This is a genomic window from Flavobacterium proteolyticum (assembly GCF_015223105.1).
Taxonomy (GTDB): domain Bacteria; phylum Bacteroidota; class Bacteroidia; order Flavobacteriales; family Flavobacteriaceae; genus Flavobacterium; species Flavobacterium proteolyticum.
Genome location: NZ_JADFTZ010000006.1, coordinates 128350 through 143252 on the forward strand (window position 1 = coordinate 128350; position 14903 = coordinate 143252).

General features: G+C 32.2%; 15 protein-coding genes. 5 read left to right on the forward strand and 10 right to left on the reverse strand.

Annotation, left to right across the window (positions count from 1 at the left end; translation table 11 throughout):
• The first annotated feature begins 44 nt into the window (after positions 1-44).
• Together IM755_RS11640 and IM755_RS11645 are read left to right on the forward strand one after the other, a co-directional pair.
• Complete coding sequence (locus IM755_RS11640; protein WP_194097037.1) at positions 45-1100, forward strand: ligand-binding sensor domain-containing protein; 1056 nt, start codon at positions 45-47, stop codon at positions 1098-1100.
• A 4-nt stretch (positions 1101-1104) separates the two neighbouring features.
• Positions 1105-1878 carry a sulfite exporter TauE/SafE family protein gene (locus IM755_RS11645; protein WP_194097039.1) on the forward strand — a complete coding sequence of 258 codons (774 nt, stop codon included), beginning with the start codon at positions 1105-1107 and terminating at the stop codon, positions 1876-1878.
• Here the strand turns inward: IM755_RS11645 and IM755_RS11650 are convergent.
• Entirely contained in the window at positions 1871-2194 is a 324-nt protein-coding gene (locus IM755_RS11650; RefSeq protein ID WP_194097042.1) for a YbaB/EbfC family nucleoid-associated protein, read from the reverse strand. The genes IM755_RS11645 and IM755_RS11650 overlap by 8 nt on opposite strands.
• A gap of 64 nt (positions 2195-2258) precedes the next feature.
• Here IM755_RS11650 and IM755_RS11655 point away from each other — a divergent pair, with 64 nt between their 5' ends.
• Both IM755_RS11655 and IM755_RS11660 read left to right on the forward strand, forming a co-directional pair.
• Positions 2259-4394, forward strand: coding sequence for a S9 family peptidase (locus IM755_RS11655; RefSeq protein ID WP_194097044.1), 2136 nt, complete (start codon positions 2259-2261; stop codon positions 4392-4394).
• A 137-nt stretch (positions 4395-4531) separates the two neighbouring features.
• The gene (locus IM755_RS11660; protein WP_194097047.1) at positions 4532-5572 is read left to right on the forward strand and encodes a PLP-dependent cysteine synthase family protein; all 1041 of its coding nucleotides are present in this window, start codon (positions 4532-4534) and stop codon (positions 5570-5572) included.
• Positions 5573-5623: 51 nt separating this feature from the next.
• Here IM755_RS11660 and IM755_RS11665 read toward each other — a convergent pair whose 3' ends face one another.
• From IM755_RS11665 to gcvT, 4 genes are all read right to left on the reverse strand, one after another.
• Positions 5624-6073 carry an SRPBCC family protein gene (locus tag IM755_RS11665; RefSeq protein WP_194097049.1) on the reverse strand — a complete coding sequence of 150 codons (450 nt, stop codon included), beginning with the start codon at positions 6071-6073 and terminating at the stop codon, positions 5624-5626.
• A gap of 72 nt (positions 6074-6145) precedes the next feature.
• Positions 6146-7726, reverse strand: coding sequence for a hypothetical protein (locus tag IM755_RS11670; protein ID WP_194097051.1), 1581 nt, complete (start codon positions 7724-7726; stop codon positions 6146-6148).
• A 140-nt stretch (positions 7727-7866) separates the two neighbouring features.
• Complete coding sequence (locus IM755_RS11675) at positions 7867-8586, reverse strand: YebC/PmpR family DNA-binding transcriptional regulator (RefSeq protein ID WP_194097053.1); 720 nt, start codon at positions 8584-8586, stop codon at positions 7867-7869.
• 280 nt (positions 8587-8866) lie between these two features.
• On the reverse strand, positions 8867-9949 hold the full coding sequence (gene gcvT, locus IM755_RS11680; RefSeq protein WP_194097055.1) for a glycine cleavage system aminomethyltransferase GcvT: 1083 nt from the start codon (positions 9947-9949) through the stop codon (positions 8867-8869).
• A 164-nt stretch (positions 9950-10113) separates the two neighbouring features.
• Here gcvT and hutH point away from each other — a divergent pair, with 164 nt between their 5' ends.
• On the forward strand, positions 10114-11616 hold the full coding sequence (hutH, locus tag IM755_RS11685; RefSeq protein ID WP_194097057.1) for a histidine ammonia-lyase: 1503 nt from the start codon (positions 10114-10116) through the stop codon (positions 11614-11616).
• Between the two features lie 39 nt (positions 11617-11655).
• Here the strand turns inward: hutH and IM755_RS11690 are convergent, their stop codons facing one another.
• Genes IM755_RS11690 through rimK form a run of 5 tightly spaced genes read right to left on the reverse strand, consistent with a single transcriptional unit; the run spans position 11656 to position 14887 of the window.
• Entirely contained in the window at positions 11656-12051 is a 396-nt protein-coding gene (locus IM755_RS11690; RefSeq protein ID WP_194097059.1) for a hypothetical protein, read from the reverse strand.
• Entirely contained in the window at positions 12048-12410 is a 363-nt protein-coding gene (locus IM755_RS11695; RefSeq protein WP_194097061.1) for a DUF1304 domain-containing protein, read from the reverse strand. The genes IM755_RS11690 and IM755_RS11695 overlap by 4 nt, the downstream gene beginning before the upstream one ends.
• A 3-nt stretch (positions 12411-12413) precedes the next feature.
• Positions 12414-12995, reverse strand: a complete 582-nt coding sequence (locus IM755_RS11700; RefSeq protein WP_194097063.1) for a TMEM175 family protein — start codon at positions 12993-12995, stop codon at positions 12414-12416.
• A gap of 1 nt (position 12996) precedes the next feature.
• Positions 12997-13512, reverse strand: a complete 516-nt coding sequence (locus IM755_RS11705; protein WP_194097065.1) for a DUF421 domain-containing protein — start codon at positions 13510-13512, stop codon at positions 12997-12999.
• A gap of 7 nt (positions 13513-13519) precedes the next feature.
• The gene (gene rimK / locus IM755_RS11710) at positions 13520-14887 is read right to left on the reverse strand and encodes a 30S ribosomal protein S6--L-glutamate ligase (protein ID WP_194097067.1); all 1368 of its coding nucleotides are present in this window, start codon (positions 14885-14887) and stop codon (positions 13520-13522) included.
• Positions 14888-14903: the final 16 nt, after the last annotated feature.

A 14903-nucleotide genomic window follows, 5' to 3' on the forward strand; every position in this document is an offset into this window, starting at 1 on the left:
TATTTTAAAGGTTTAAATATACTAAAATGAAAAAAACTTCAAAAATGATATACCTGATTCTTTTATTATTTATTAACCTCTCTTGCATTAAGCAACAATCAAATGAAAAGGGAAGGAATAATTCTGAATTAGTAAGTACTTCAAAAACCGATACTTTAAAATTCACTTCTGGAATTCGTGCTATATTTCAAGATAGTAAAGGTAATTATTGGCTTGGAAGTCATAACGAAGGGGTTAGCTATTATAATGGGAAAACTTTTGAATACTTTGCAACTAATGAAGGGTTAACCGACAATCAAATTCGTTCAATTGAACAAGATAAGAATGGAAAAATTTGGTTTGGCACAGCAAAAGGGGTGAGTGTATATGATAATGGAAAGTTAATAAATTATCCAACAAATTTAAGCTACCCAAGATATGAATGGAATGAAACCAGTGGTGATTTATGGTTTAATGCGGGTGCGGAAGACGGAATAAATCGTTTTGACGGAATAAATATGAACTATTTGATTTTCCCAAAAACCAAAAATAAAAATACTGATAATACTGACAATACTTACGGTGTTACGGGTATCTCAAAAGATAAAGAAGGTAAAGTTTGGATTGCGACTTATGCAGCGCTATTTAGCTATGATGGCGAAATGGTAAATATCTTTGATAAAGAAAAATTAAATCTAAAAGATAATGAGCGTTTACATATAAGAAGTGTATTAGCCGATTCAAAAGGACGAATTTGGATAGGAAATAATGGCATTGGTGTTTTACTTTTGGAAGGCAATTCAACAATTAATTTTTCTGAAAAGTATCATTTAATTCATCCAACAAGTAAAAGGAATGGTAATAAATCAGAACCAGGCACATTGGAACACCCTTTTGCTATTGAAGAAGATTCAGAAGGCAATATTTGGTTCGGAGATTTATATACAGGAGCTTGGAAATATGACGGCAAGACAATGACAAATTATAATATTATTGACAAAAATCTTAAATCTCAAATGATTTGGACAATTTATAAAGACAATGCTAATAATCTGCTTTTCGGAATGGCAGAGGGCGGCGTTTATAAATTCAACGGAAAATCATTTGATAAAATATTTTAAATAAATGGAAATAGTAATCATTTCAATTGTAGCTTTTTTAACCGCCATTCTAACCTTTTTCTCAGGTTTTGGTTTAGGAACTTTGTTAACTCCGGTTTTCATGTTGTTCTTTCCAGTGGATATTGCGATAGGATTATGTGGATTAGTACATTTTGCTAACAATTTATTCAAGTTTTTCTTGGTCGGAAAACACGCCAACAAAGAAGTTTTACTAAAATTCGGAATCCCAGCGATTTTTGCGGCTATGATAGGTTCGTGGCTATTGTTGCAAATTTCTGATTTACAACCTTTATTTACTTATTCGCTTTTCGGAAAAGAATGGGAGGTTTTACCTGTAAAATTCATCATTGCGGTTCTATTAGTAATTTTTGCGCTCTTAGATTTAATTCCGTACTTAAGTAAATTGGAGTTTGGAAAAGATAAATTGCCTTTAGGCGGAATTTTAAGCGGATTCTTTGGTGGACTTTCGGGACATCAAGGGGCTTTACGAAGTGCTTTTTTGATTAAAGCCGGTTTATCCAAAGAAAGTTTTATCGCTACAGGAATTGTAGTTTCTATGTTTATTGATTTTACCCGATTGAGTGTTTATGCTTCAAAAATCACTACTTATACGTTGTATGAAAATAAAGTATTGTTGATTTCAGCTACACTTTGTGCAATTACCGGAGCGTATTTGGGTAACCAACTTTTAAAGAAAGTTACCCTAAAATTTCTCCAAGTTTTTGTCGCTGTTTTATTGCTTTTAGTTGCAATAGCTTTAGGAATGGGAATTATTTAAACATATCCATTCCTGGGATATTTGGCATGCCTTCTTTTGCAACAGCAGCTAATTCTGTTTCGTGAACGTTTGTTGCTTTTTCGATAGCTTTGTTTAAAACGTTAACCAAATAATCCTCAAGCATTTCCTTGTCTTGAAGCAAATCATCACTTACGGTAATGTTTTTGATTTTTCTGTTAGCGGTAAGCGTTACTTCAAGCAATCCATCAGCGCTTTTTTCATCGATTAATACAAAGTCTAAACGCTTCTTTGTTTCTTCTACTTTTTGTTGGGTTTCTTTTAGTTTACCCATCATACCCATAATATCTCCAAACATAATTTTTATTTTTTTATTCCGACAAAAATACTAAATTAGCAGTTAATAATTATTGTAAAACTTCATGAAAAAAATCACGTATTTCCTTTTGGGTTGTGTTATTTTTGCTCCAGTTCACAGTCAAAATAAATCAAAAAAAATGTCTGAAAAATTACAGCCACCAGTTGCTAAAATTGTTCCAAAAATATTAGAAAAGCATGGTGATAAAAGAATTGATAACTATTATTGGTTAAACGAAAGAGAAAATCCAGAAGTTATCGATTACTTAAATAAAGAAAACGAATATTATCAAAAATCAACTGCTCATACCAAACAATTACAAGACGAATTGTTTTTGGAAATGAAAGGAAGAATTAAGGAAGATGATAGTTCAGTTCCTTATTTATACAACGGATATTACTACATCACTCGTTTCGAAAAAGGAAAAGATTACCCAATTTATTCTCGTAAAAAAGGAAGTTTAGATGCCAAAGAAGAAATCATGTTCGATTGTAACGAAATGGCAAAAGGACACGCTTATTTCAATCTGTCGGGTTTAAATGTTTCTGAAGATAACAAATGGGTTGCGTTTGGAGTGGATTTAGTCTCAAGAAGACAATATACTATCCAAATTAAAAACTTAGAAACAGGAGAAATTCTCCCAGTAAAATTAGAAAATACAACAGGAGGTTCTACATGGGCTGGCGATAACAAAACGTTATTTTATACTCGTAAAGATGCTCAAACATTACGTTCTGATAAAATTTATAAGCATACTTTAGGAACGGATGCTTCTGCAGATACAATGGTTTTTCATGAAAAAGATGATACCTTCAACACGTTTGTTTACAAGGAAAAATCAAAGAAATATTTAGTTATTGGTTCGTCAAGTACCTTGACTTCGGAATACCAAATTTTAGATGCGAAAAATCCGAATGGTGAATTTAAAGTTTTCCAAAAAAGAACACGCGGATTAGAATATTCGATTTCACATTATGGTGATAGTTTTTACATCGTTACTAATAAAGACAAAGCAACCAACTTTAAATTAATGAAAACTCCAGAAACAGCAACTTCTGCTGAAAACTGGAAAGATTTAATCGGACACAGAAAAGACGTTTTATTAGAAGGTATCGAAATTTTCAAAGATTATTTAGTGGTTGAAGAACGTTCAAACGGATTGAATAAAATTCAAATTCGTCCTTGGAATGGAAAAGGGGAGTATTACTTACCTTTTAATATTGAAACTTACACGGCATACACCACAACTAACGTAGATTTTGACACTGAAATTCTTCGTTATGGTTACCAATCTATGGCAACACCATCTTCTGTTATTGATTTTAACATGAGAACTCAAGAGAAAAAAGTGTTGAAAGAGCAAGAAGTATTAGGTGGAAAATTCGATAAGAACAACTACATAGAAGAACGAGTTTGGGCAACGGCAACTGATGGAACTAAAGTGCCAATCTCTATGGTGTATAGAAAAGGAATCAAAAAAGATGGAAAAAATCCATTGTTGTTATATGCTTACGGTTCTTATGGAGCGACTATGGATCCTTATTTTTCATCAACTCGTTTGAGTTTATTGGATAGAGGTTTTATCTATGCAATAGCTCATATCAGAGGAGGCGAGGACTTAGGAAGAGAGTGGTATGAGAACGGAAAACTTTTAAAGAAAATTAACACTTTCACCGATTTTATTGACTGTTCAAAATTTGTGATTGCAGAAAAATATACTTCAGCAGCACATCTGTATGCTGAAGGTGGTTCGGCAGGTGGTTTGTTAATGGGAGCTATTGTAAATATGAATCCTGAACTATATAACGGAGTAATTGCACAAGTTCCTTTTGTGGACGTGATTACAACTATGTTAGATGACACCATTCCGTTGACAACTGGAGAATATGACGAATGGGGAAATCCAAATGATAAAGTATATTACGATTACATGTTGTCGTATTCGCCTTATGATCAAGTGAAAAAGCAAGCTTATCCGAATATGTATGTATCTACTGGGCTTCATGATTCGCAAGTACAGTATTGGGAACCTGCAAAATGGGTAGCAAAATTGCGTGTAATGAAAACAAATGATAAGCAATTATTCTTAGATACAAATATGGATGCGGGACATGGAGGTGCTTCGGGTAGATTTGAAGCGTTGAAAGAATTAGCTAAAGAATTTGCATTTTTGTTAGATTTAGAAAAAATTAAGAAGTAGTTTAACTTTTTTTGTTAAATTTGCAAGGTTTTAAAAGTGTCAAAATCACTAAAAAAAATAAAAAATCAAGTATAAAATACTATAAATGCTAGTAATGCATAGTATTTTGGAAACATTAAAACAAACAGTATCTTCATATGAAAGAAGAAATAAAAGCCTATAATAGTGTATTAGAATTAATCGGAAATACACCATTAATCAAACTGAATAAAATTTCAGCTGATATAAAAGGTAATTTCTATGCGAAAGTTGAAGCCTTCAATCCAGGACATTCCACTAAAGATCGTATTGCATTATATATTATTGAGGAAGCAGAAAGAAGAGGAATCTTAAAACCAGGTGATACAATTGTTGAAACTACTTCAGGAAACACTGGATTTAGTTTGGCAATGGTAAGTATTATCAAAGGATATGATTGTATTTTAGCAGTTAGCTCAAAATCGTCAAAAGACAAAATTGATATGTTACGTTCGATGGGAGCAAAAGTTTACGTTTGTCCTGCGCATGTTTCAGCTGATGATGATCGTTCTTATTATAATGTTGCAAAACGTTTACACGAAGAAACTAAAGGTTCGGTTTATATTAACCAATATTTCAACGAATTAAATGTTGATGCTCACTACAAGTCTACAGGTCCTGAAATTTGGGAACAAACGAATGGTAAAATTACACACTTGGTAGCGTGTAGTGGTACAGGAGGAACAATTTCGGGTACAGCACGTTTCTTGAAAGAAAAAAATCCTAACATTAAAATTTTGGGTGTTGATGCTTTTGGTTCGGTTTTGAAAAAATACCATGAAACAAAAGAGTTTGACAATGCTGAAATTTATCCATACCGTATTGAAGGTTTAGGTAAAAACTTAATTCCAACAGCTACCGATTTTGATGTGATTGATAAATTTATCAAAGTATCTGATGAAGAAAGTGCACACACTACAAGAGAATTAGCTAAAAAAGAAGGTTTATTTGTAGGATATACTTCTGGAGCTGCTTTTCAAGCTGTGAAACAATATGCTGAGGAAGGTGAATTTGATGCAAACAGCAATGTAGTTATCATTTTCCCAGATCATGGTTCACGTTACATGAGTAAAGTATTTAGTGATGAATGGATGAACGAACAAGGTTTCTTTGATTCGGTTAACCAAGAAGAAGCATTAAAAATTGAAATCATCAAGTAATTTGATTTTAGATATAGAAAATCCCAATCTTTCGATTGGGATTTTTATTTTTTAATTATCCGGAATATTCGGTTCTACTAATTTCTTTAATTTTTCTAACGATTCTTGCCAACCCAAGTAACACATCTCAGTAGGAATCATTTCGGGGATATTTTCTTGTAGTATTTTGATTTCTGTACCACACGAAACTTCTTTTAACCAAACCGAAGTTGTCATTTCGCCTGGTAAGTTGGGGTCATCAAAGGTATCAGTGTATTTTAAAAACTCATTTGGTTTTACATCGAGATATATTCCACCAAAAGAATGTGCGTTACCCGTTGTAAAGTTGATGAACGACATTTTAAAACTACCTCCAATTTTCACTTCCATACTGTGAACTTCACACAAAAAGCCATAAGGTGGAATCCACGAAGCCATTGCATTTGCCTCTGTAAAGGCACGAAACACCTTTTCAGGTGGAGCCGTTACTACGCGATGTAACGATACAAAATTATCTGCCATATTTTTTTATTACTAATTTACGAAAAAAAGAATTGGGTTTTGTTTTCGTGGGCACTGAATTATCAGGTTTCTTTATTTACGTTCAAAAAATTCCATTCTGATGTTGTTATAGTTTCCTTGTTGAAAAAGTTCTATTTCAATTACTATATTGTTTTGCAAAGTCCAAGTATGTGATGTTTTTTTCTTTTTTCTATTTATGGCGTTTGGTTTTCCAAATTCATTAGTCAGAATTAAAACAAGATCATTAAATCTTTCTAAGAAAGCTTTGTTTTCGGCTTTTTCATTTTCAAAGTCTAAACTTGTTGTCTGTGTGCTTTCCCAATTAATAGTTATTGCACGGACTAAATCATTCTTTTTAGTAACATAATACATAATTGAGTTAGAAATAATCGCATCTTCAATAACTAAGTATGATTTATTAATATCTATTTCATAATTGTGAGGATTCCAACTATCATCAATACCGATTTTATGATTAGGTGTAATGTCAAAAGTTTTCCATTCCTTTTCCTTTATTTGAATCTCTGTAAGAGTCAATTTTTTAAAATTGGATAGAATTGATTTAAGTCTATTTTTAAAAATTTCATTTGATTTTTCTATTCCTATGATTTCTGGTTTTAATTCAGCTTTATTAAATATATAGGTAACATGAATTTTATTTCCATCAATTGTTGTTAGCCCATTTATTTGATCATTTTTTGTCTTGAATTTGAGTAATTCATTAGTTTCGTTTAAGTTTTTACAACGATAGGAGTAATACCAATCAAAAAAAATGGAATTATCAAGTATTTTTTCAATCGGTTGAACTTTATTGTTTTCTATTCTTGAAAGATATGTAGCTGTGTCAGTTTCATAAATATGAAGAAGTTCATTTTTGAAAACAAAAGAACTAACAATGTTAGGATGATATGAAAAATCAAAATCATCAATATCTTTATCTTCATAAATGACTTCGAACCCTTTTGACTGACTATACCAAGAGTAATTTTTACCCGATTTTTCTATATTTTCATAAGTTATTTCACTATCACATTTTGTGAGTTCTTCAGGATTATTAATTTTAATAACTTTAAAAGAATTAGTCAAATAGTAAGTCTTATTGATTTTATTGATTAAAGGTGTTGTACACTCTAAAACATATTGATTACCATTCTTTTTGTCTTTAAACCAAGTTTTTCCTCCCCATTCTCCGAAATTTAAAGAATAAATATAATAGTCTTTATCTTCATATATTAAATCATCTGTTTTACTAATTTTATTCCAATTATAATTTTCTATATTCAAATTATAACTTTGTTCATCCATGTAGGGTTTTAAAATAATACTATCGTTCTTTACGTAAAAATCTAAATAAACTGTTTGTAACTCCATTGGACAATCAACAACTCTTTCAACTTTACCATTGTTTAAAACACAGAGGTATCTTTTACCATAGCCTCCATATTTTAATATCGGTTGTTTATAAAGCACATAATATTTTTCTTTAAATTTAAGTGCATTTGTCATTTCACCATTAATATCTATTGAAATTGTGTCCTGAACAATTGTAAAGCCATTTTTTAAAATTATCTCGTTTTTATTCTTTTGGCTGTTAGCAGAATTACAAGTTAAAATTAGAATTGAGAATAATAATATTTGAATAGTTTTTGTCATATTTTTTATTCGTAGGATTCTTTTAAGATTCCTTAAAAACAGTTAATAGCATAATAAAGTTATTCCTTTTTATCACGCTAATATATAAAAAAATCCTCACAATTTCTTGCGAGGATTTCGTATATAAGATAGAAAAAGAATTACTCAGCGCTTTCTTGCATCGTATGATATACGTTCATAACGTCATCGTCTTCTTCAATTTTTTCTAATAGTTTTTCAACATCTGCTACTTGCTCAGGTGTTAATTCTTTTGTTATTTGTGGAATTCTTTCAAATCCAGAAGATAAAATTTCAATTCCTCTTGATTCTAATTCTTTTTGGATAGCACCAAAGCTTTCAAAAGGAGCGTACATTAAAATACCGTCTTCGTCAGCAAAGATTTCTTCTACACCAAAATCAATCATTTCTAATTCTAATTCTTCCACATCTTGTCCTTCTGCTGGAATTCTAAAATTACAGGTGTGATCAAACATAAATTCTACCGAACCTTGTGTTCCAAATGTTCCGTTGCATTTGTTGAAGTAACTTCTAATGTTAGCAACCGTTCTATTGTTGTTATCCGTAGCGGTTTCAATTAAAATCGCAATTCCGTGAGGAGCATAGCCTTCAAACAACACTTCTTTAAAGTTAGCCGTGTCTTTATCCGATGCTTTTTTAATAGCACGTTCTACGTTATCTTTAGGCATGTTCGCAGCCTTCGCATTCTGAATTACCGCTCTTAAACGTGAGTTGGTTTCAGGATTTGGTCCGCCTTCTTTAACGGCCATTACAATATCTTTTCCTATACGTGTAAACGTTTTAGCCATTGCAGACCAACGTTTCATTTTACGGGCTTTTCTAAATTCAAACGCTCTTCCCATTTCTATATAATTTCAATATTCTTAATTCGTTGTTCAATATTCAAAATTTCAGTGCAAATGTAAAAAATCAAGTTTAAAAGTCAAGTATAAATTTAAACGCAAAGCTCGCAAAGTTTTTCGCAAAGTTCGCAAAGCGATAATCTAAAAATCTTCTATGAACTTGTATTCGCAATCAAATTTAACTTGAAAACTTACATGACTTAAATGTTTAAAATTAAAGCTCAAATTCAAGGTCAATTTTAATTTTCAAGTTTGTTCTTGAACTTGTCCTTGTTCTTGACTATTTCTTGTAAAATGGCATTTTAACCACTTTTGCTTTAATATCTTTATTTCTAATTCTAATGTAAATTTCAGAATCTGGTGTAGCTAAAGCCGTTGGCACATAACCCATTCCGATAGCAATTCCCATAGAAGGTGATTGTGTTCCTGATGTTACGATTCCAACAATATTTCCGTTAGCATCTGCAATTTCGTAATCGTGACGAGGAATTCCTCTTTCTACCATTTCGAAACCAACTAATTTACGAGCAACGCCTGCTTCTTTTTGTTTCTTTAAGTTTTCTGAATTCGTGAATTCTTTATCGAATTTGGTAATCCAACCTAAACCTGCTTCTAATGGCGAAGTGGTATCGTTAATATCGTTTCCGTATAAACAGAATCCCATTTCTAAACGTAACGTATCACGAGCTGCTAATCCAATTGGTTTGATTCCGAAAGCGGCTCCAGCTTCGAAAACTTTGTTCCAAATGTATTCTGCATCTTCGTTTTTAAAGTAAATTTCAAATCCTCCCGAACCTGTATAACCTGTAGCCGAAACAATTACATCGCTTTTTCCTGCGAAATCACCAATTTGGAACGTGTAATATCCCATGTTAGCTAAATCGATAGAAGTCAATGATTGCATAGCTTCTGCAGCTTTTGGTCCTTGAATTGCTAATAAAGAATAATCATCCGAAAGGTTTTGCATATCCACACCTAAATCATTGTGCGAAGAAATCCAATTCCAATCTTTTTCAATGTTTGAAGCATTCACAACTAACATATAATGATTATCAGCCACTTTATAAACGATTAAATCGTCAACAATTCCACCTTCGTTATTTGGTAAACAAGAATATTGTGCTTTTCCATCAACTAATTTAGAAGCATCATTTGAAGTTACTTTCTGAATTAAAGCCAACGCATTTTCTCCTTTTAAGAAAAATTCTCCCATGTGAGAAACGTCGAAAACACCAACGCCATTTCTAACGGTTTCGTGTTCTACATTTACTCCTTCATATTGTACTGGCATATTGTATCCTGCAAACGGAACCATTTTAGCTCCTAAACTTTCGTGAATGTGCGTTAACGCTGTATTTTTCATGATTTGATGTTGTTTTTTTGAATGCGCTAATTTATTGAAAATTCTTAAAAATGCACCCAGAATTCCCTTAAAATTTGAGAGATATTTATTTTTTGTTAATAATGCTGATAAATCTTGCATTTTAACAATTGTTTGCAGAATTTTGGACTTTTAAAATTAAACCAATGGAAACTACACATTATATAAGTTCAGATTTATTGTCGATTGACATGATTAACGAGATTGTTTTTCAAGGAAAACAATTGGCATTATCAGAGGAAGCTATCGTAAACATTGAGAAATGTAGAAAATATTTAGATGATAAAATGAAATCAAACTCCGATCCAATTTACGGAATCAACACCGGTTTTGGTTCGTTGTGTAATGTGAAAATTTCGAATGAAAATTTATCAAAACTTCAAGAGAATTTGGTAAAATCGCACGCTTGCGGAACAGGAGAGGAAGTACCTCATGAAATCGTAAAAATCATGTTGTTATTGAAAATTCAATCGTTAAGCTACGGACATTCAGGTGTTCAGTTGGTAACTGTGCAACGTTTGATTGATTTTTACAACAATGATATTTTTCCAGTAATTTACACTCAAGGTTCGTTAGGAGCTTCGGGCGATTTAGCTCCGTTAGCGCATTTATCGTTACCATTGTTAGGAGAAGGCGAAGTGTATGTTGATGGTTTCAGACAACCAGCTTCAAAAGTATTGGCGAAATTTGGTTGGGAACCAATCGTTTTACAATCGAAAGAAGGTTTGGCATTGCTGAATGGAACGCAATTCATGAGCGCTTATGGCGTTTTCTGTTTGATTAAAGCAGAGAAAATTTCGTATTTAGCGGATTTCATTGGAGCAGTTTCATTAGAAGGTTTTGATGGGAGAATTGAACCATTTACGGATTTGATTCATTTAGTTCGTCCTCATAAAGGTCAAGTACAAACGGCTGAAAGAATGCGCGATTTGTTAGAAGATAGTGAAATCATTGCGCAACCAAAAGTACATGTGCAAGATCCATATTCATTCCGTTGTATTCCACAAGTGCATGGTGCTTCAAAAGATACGATTGATTATGTGAAGAAAGTGTTCCGTACCGAAATCAACTCGGTTACTGATAATCCAAATATTTTCGTAGGAGAAGATTTGATTATCTCTGGAGGGAATTTCCACGGACAACCATTGGCTTTAGCCTTAGATTTCTTAGGAATAGCGTTATCAGAATTAGGAAGTATTTCGGAAAGAAGAACCTATCAATTGATTTCGGGATTGAGAAATTTACCAGCATTTTTGGTAAACGATCCAGGATTGAATTCAGGTTTCATGATTCCACAATACACAGCGGCAAGTATCGCAAGTCAAAATAAGCAGTTAGCAACACCATCAAGTATTGACAGTATTGTTTCTTCAAACGGACAAGAAGATCACGTGAGTATGGGAGCAAACGCTGCAACTAAAACCTTACGAATTGTTGAAAACGTAGAACGTATTTTAGCTATCGAATTATTAAACGGTTCGCAAGCTTTAGAATTCAGAAGACCGTTAAAATCAAGTGAATTCATTGAAAGTTTCGTAAAATCGTACAGAGAAGAAGTATCGTTTGTTTCAGAAGATAGAATTCTACACTACGATATTGAAAAATCAGTTTCGTTTTTAAATAGTTTTCAAATTGAAATGGAAGATTAAAAAAAAACGCTATTGAATTCCAATAGCGTTTTTTTTATTTTATTCTGTTAGAAATATTTCGGCTTCTTTAGAAAAATTATCAATTCCAGGTATTGTAGATCTTGATATATATGATTTGTCTTTTGTTTCTAGTATTTCAACTTTAATAGGATAGGTAAAATCGGGTTTAATTTTTAAAGTCTCTTTTGTAGCAGTAACTATATAGGTGCATTCGTCTATCCATTCTACATTAAAAGTAAGTTTTAAATCGTTTCCTTTAATTTGCTCAATTTGCAATTTTCCTTTTCGTTCGATCATAAAAGTAGTTCCAGATTTTTCATCAACTAATTTGAAAGTTCCGTTTTTAAATTTCTTGCAATTATTTTTTTGAGCAAAGCCTGATTCAAAAGAAAATAATGAACTTATTAATAAAAGTAGAATAACGATTTTTTTCATAAAGTAAAGATTAAAATGATTGTAATAATAGCGGGTAACGCTTGTACATAAAATATTTTTTTTGATGCGGAATAAGCTCCAAAAATTCCAGCAACACTAACGCAACAAAGAAAGAAGACAGCAATATTTTGGCTCCAATTTTCATCAGAAATAGCTAAAGACCAAAGTAACCCTGCAGATAAAAAACCATTATACAAACCTTGATTTGCAGCTAAAACTTTTGTTTTTTCGAATAAGTCTTCAGGAATGGTTCGGAATACTTTTTTGGCAGCTGTTGTCCAAGCAAACATTTCTAGCCATAGAAAATACAAGTGGAGTAGTGCTATGACGATAATAAGTATTTTGCTGATGATGTGCATGATTTATTCGTTTTCGTTTAAAATTCGTTCGATTCGTTTGTCTGGAATTAGCCAAATTAAAGCCACTAAAATGTAAATCGCTCCAGAAATTTCGACATAATATTTAGTCAAAACTACAGCAATTAAATATAGAACTACCGATAATTTTCCTTTATAATCTTTACCAATAGCTTTGGCTAATACAGAGTCTTTTCCGTGGTCGATTAAAATTATTTTTTGTAAAATAAAATAAGCAATAGCGTTCATTAACAAAACCAAACCATACAACATCATGGGAAATGAATTAAAATGATGTTCTCCAATCCAAGCCGTTGTGAATGGAATTAAAGACAACCAAAACAGTAAATGTAAATTAGCCCAAAGAATTTTACCATTCACTCTTTTTACGGTATGCATCATGTGATGATGGTTGTTCCAATAAATTCCAACATAAATAAAGCTCAAAATATAACTCAGAAATTTATGTGATAATTTAATTACAGCTTCAAAAGTTGTGTTATCTGGAACTTTAAATTCCAAAACCATGATGGTAATTATAATGGCTAAAACGCCGTCGCTGAAAGCTTCTAATCGGTTTTTATTCATATTAATTGTTTAGTTCGCCTAATGTTTTATGAATTTTTCTTTTATGATGGGTTTGTTTTAAATTCTCGTTACCTGAAATGATACTAATATTTCCATCAATTTCAAACATGGCTAATTTTACATCTTTATAATATTCAATTCCGTGTTCGCGCATGGCTTCTTCAAGTTCTTCTGATGTAATTCCTAATCGAGCTAAGGTTTTGAATTCAGTTTTTCCGTTATGAATTAAAATTTCTGGTTTGTCTTGCACCAATCTTTTAATAAATTTCGATTTCAACATTACTTTCTTAAAAATAAAATTGATTAAGAAAAGTGAAAAAGCAGCAATCATTCCGCCATACAACGAAGTATCAGCTCCAACCATAGCATTTTGAACCGAATTACTAATCAACAAAATTAGAATAACATCAGCTGTATTAAGTTGTGAAAGTTCTTTTTTTCCAAATATTCGCAAAGCAATTATCATGAAAAAATAAACAGCAATACTTCTTAATGTGATGTCGATATACGGATTCATTATTTAACTATTTCCACTTAAAGTTTTTCTCAATTGCTTTAATCATTTCGCCTGCAATGTCTTTTTGAGTAGCGCCTTCAATTCCTTCTAAACCTGGAGATGAATTTACTTCTAATAATAACGGACCTTTTGACGAACGAATGATGTCAACTCCAGCCACTTTTAAATTCATTGCTTTTGCTGCTTTGATTGCGATTTTCTTTTCATCAGAAGTAATTTTTACCACAGAAGCAGTTCCTCCCATGTGAATATTAGCTCTGAATTCTCCTGGAGCAGCTTCACGTTGCATGGCTGCAACAACTTTTCCATCTACAACAAAGAGCCTCAAATCTTTACCATTTGCTTCTTTAATAAATTCTTGAACTAAAATATTAGCATTTAAACTCTTGAAAGCATTGATAACCGATTCAGCAGCTTTTTTGGTTTCTGCCAAAACGACACCTTTTCCTTGTGTTCCTTCTAATAATTTTACGATTAAAGGCGAACCTCCAACCATTTTAATTAAATCGTCGGTATCTAAAGGTGAGTTCGCGAATCCGGTCGTTGGGATATCAACGCCGTTGTTTAATAACAATTGTAATGAAAATAATTTATCTCTCGATTGACTAATAGCCGCTGAGTTATTTAAAGCAAATACCTTTAAAGCTTCAAATTGACGCGTTAAAGCACAACCATAATACGTCATGCTAGGACGAATTCTAGGAATAACAGCATCAAAATCATTCAAAACTTTTCCACCACGATAATGAATTTCAGGTTTTGTGGCATCTAATTTCATGTAGCAGTACTTCAAATTTAAGAAATGCATTTCATGACCTCTTAATTCGCCTGCTTCTAAAATACGTTTGTTACTGTATAATTCAGGATTACTGGCTAATAAACCAATTTTTAATCCTTTTTTATTTTCGCTTGCTGCGTAATAATATTCTTTAAGTTTTTCGGTTGTAGGTTGTCCCAATAAATAACGTTTTTCAGGATCGACTAAAACACGACCTGACATTGCTTCACGACCCAATAACATTCTGAAACCCATCGAATCGCGATTGGTTAACGTAACTTCGATTTCCCAAGTTTTGCCACCAATTTCAAGTTTGGTTTTGATTACATAACGTTGTTCTCTAAAGCCGCTTGAGCTTTTAACGACTCTTTTGTCAATTAATGGTGCTTCGCAATGGATTACTGCTTTTGCATTATTTTGGATAGGATTAATATCGAATTTAACCCAACTCTCACTGTCTTTTTCAAATGTAACAATATTGATGGCGTGCAATGCCGATGTTTTTGCGCCAGAATCAACACGTGCTTTGATAGTTGGAATTCCTAAAGCAGGGAAGGAACACCATTCTTCGCTACCTACGATAACTTTGTCTTGCATAGATGTATTTGTAATT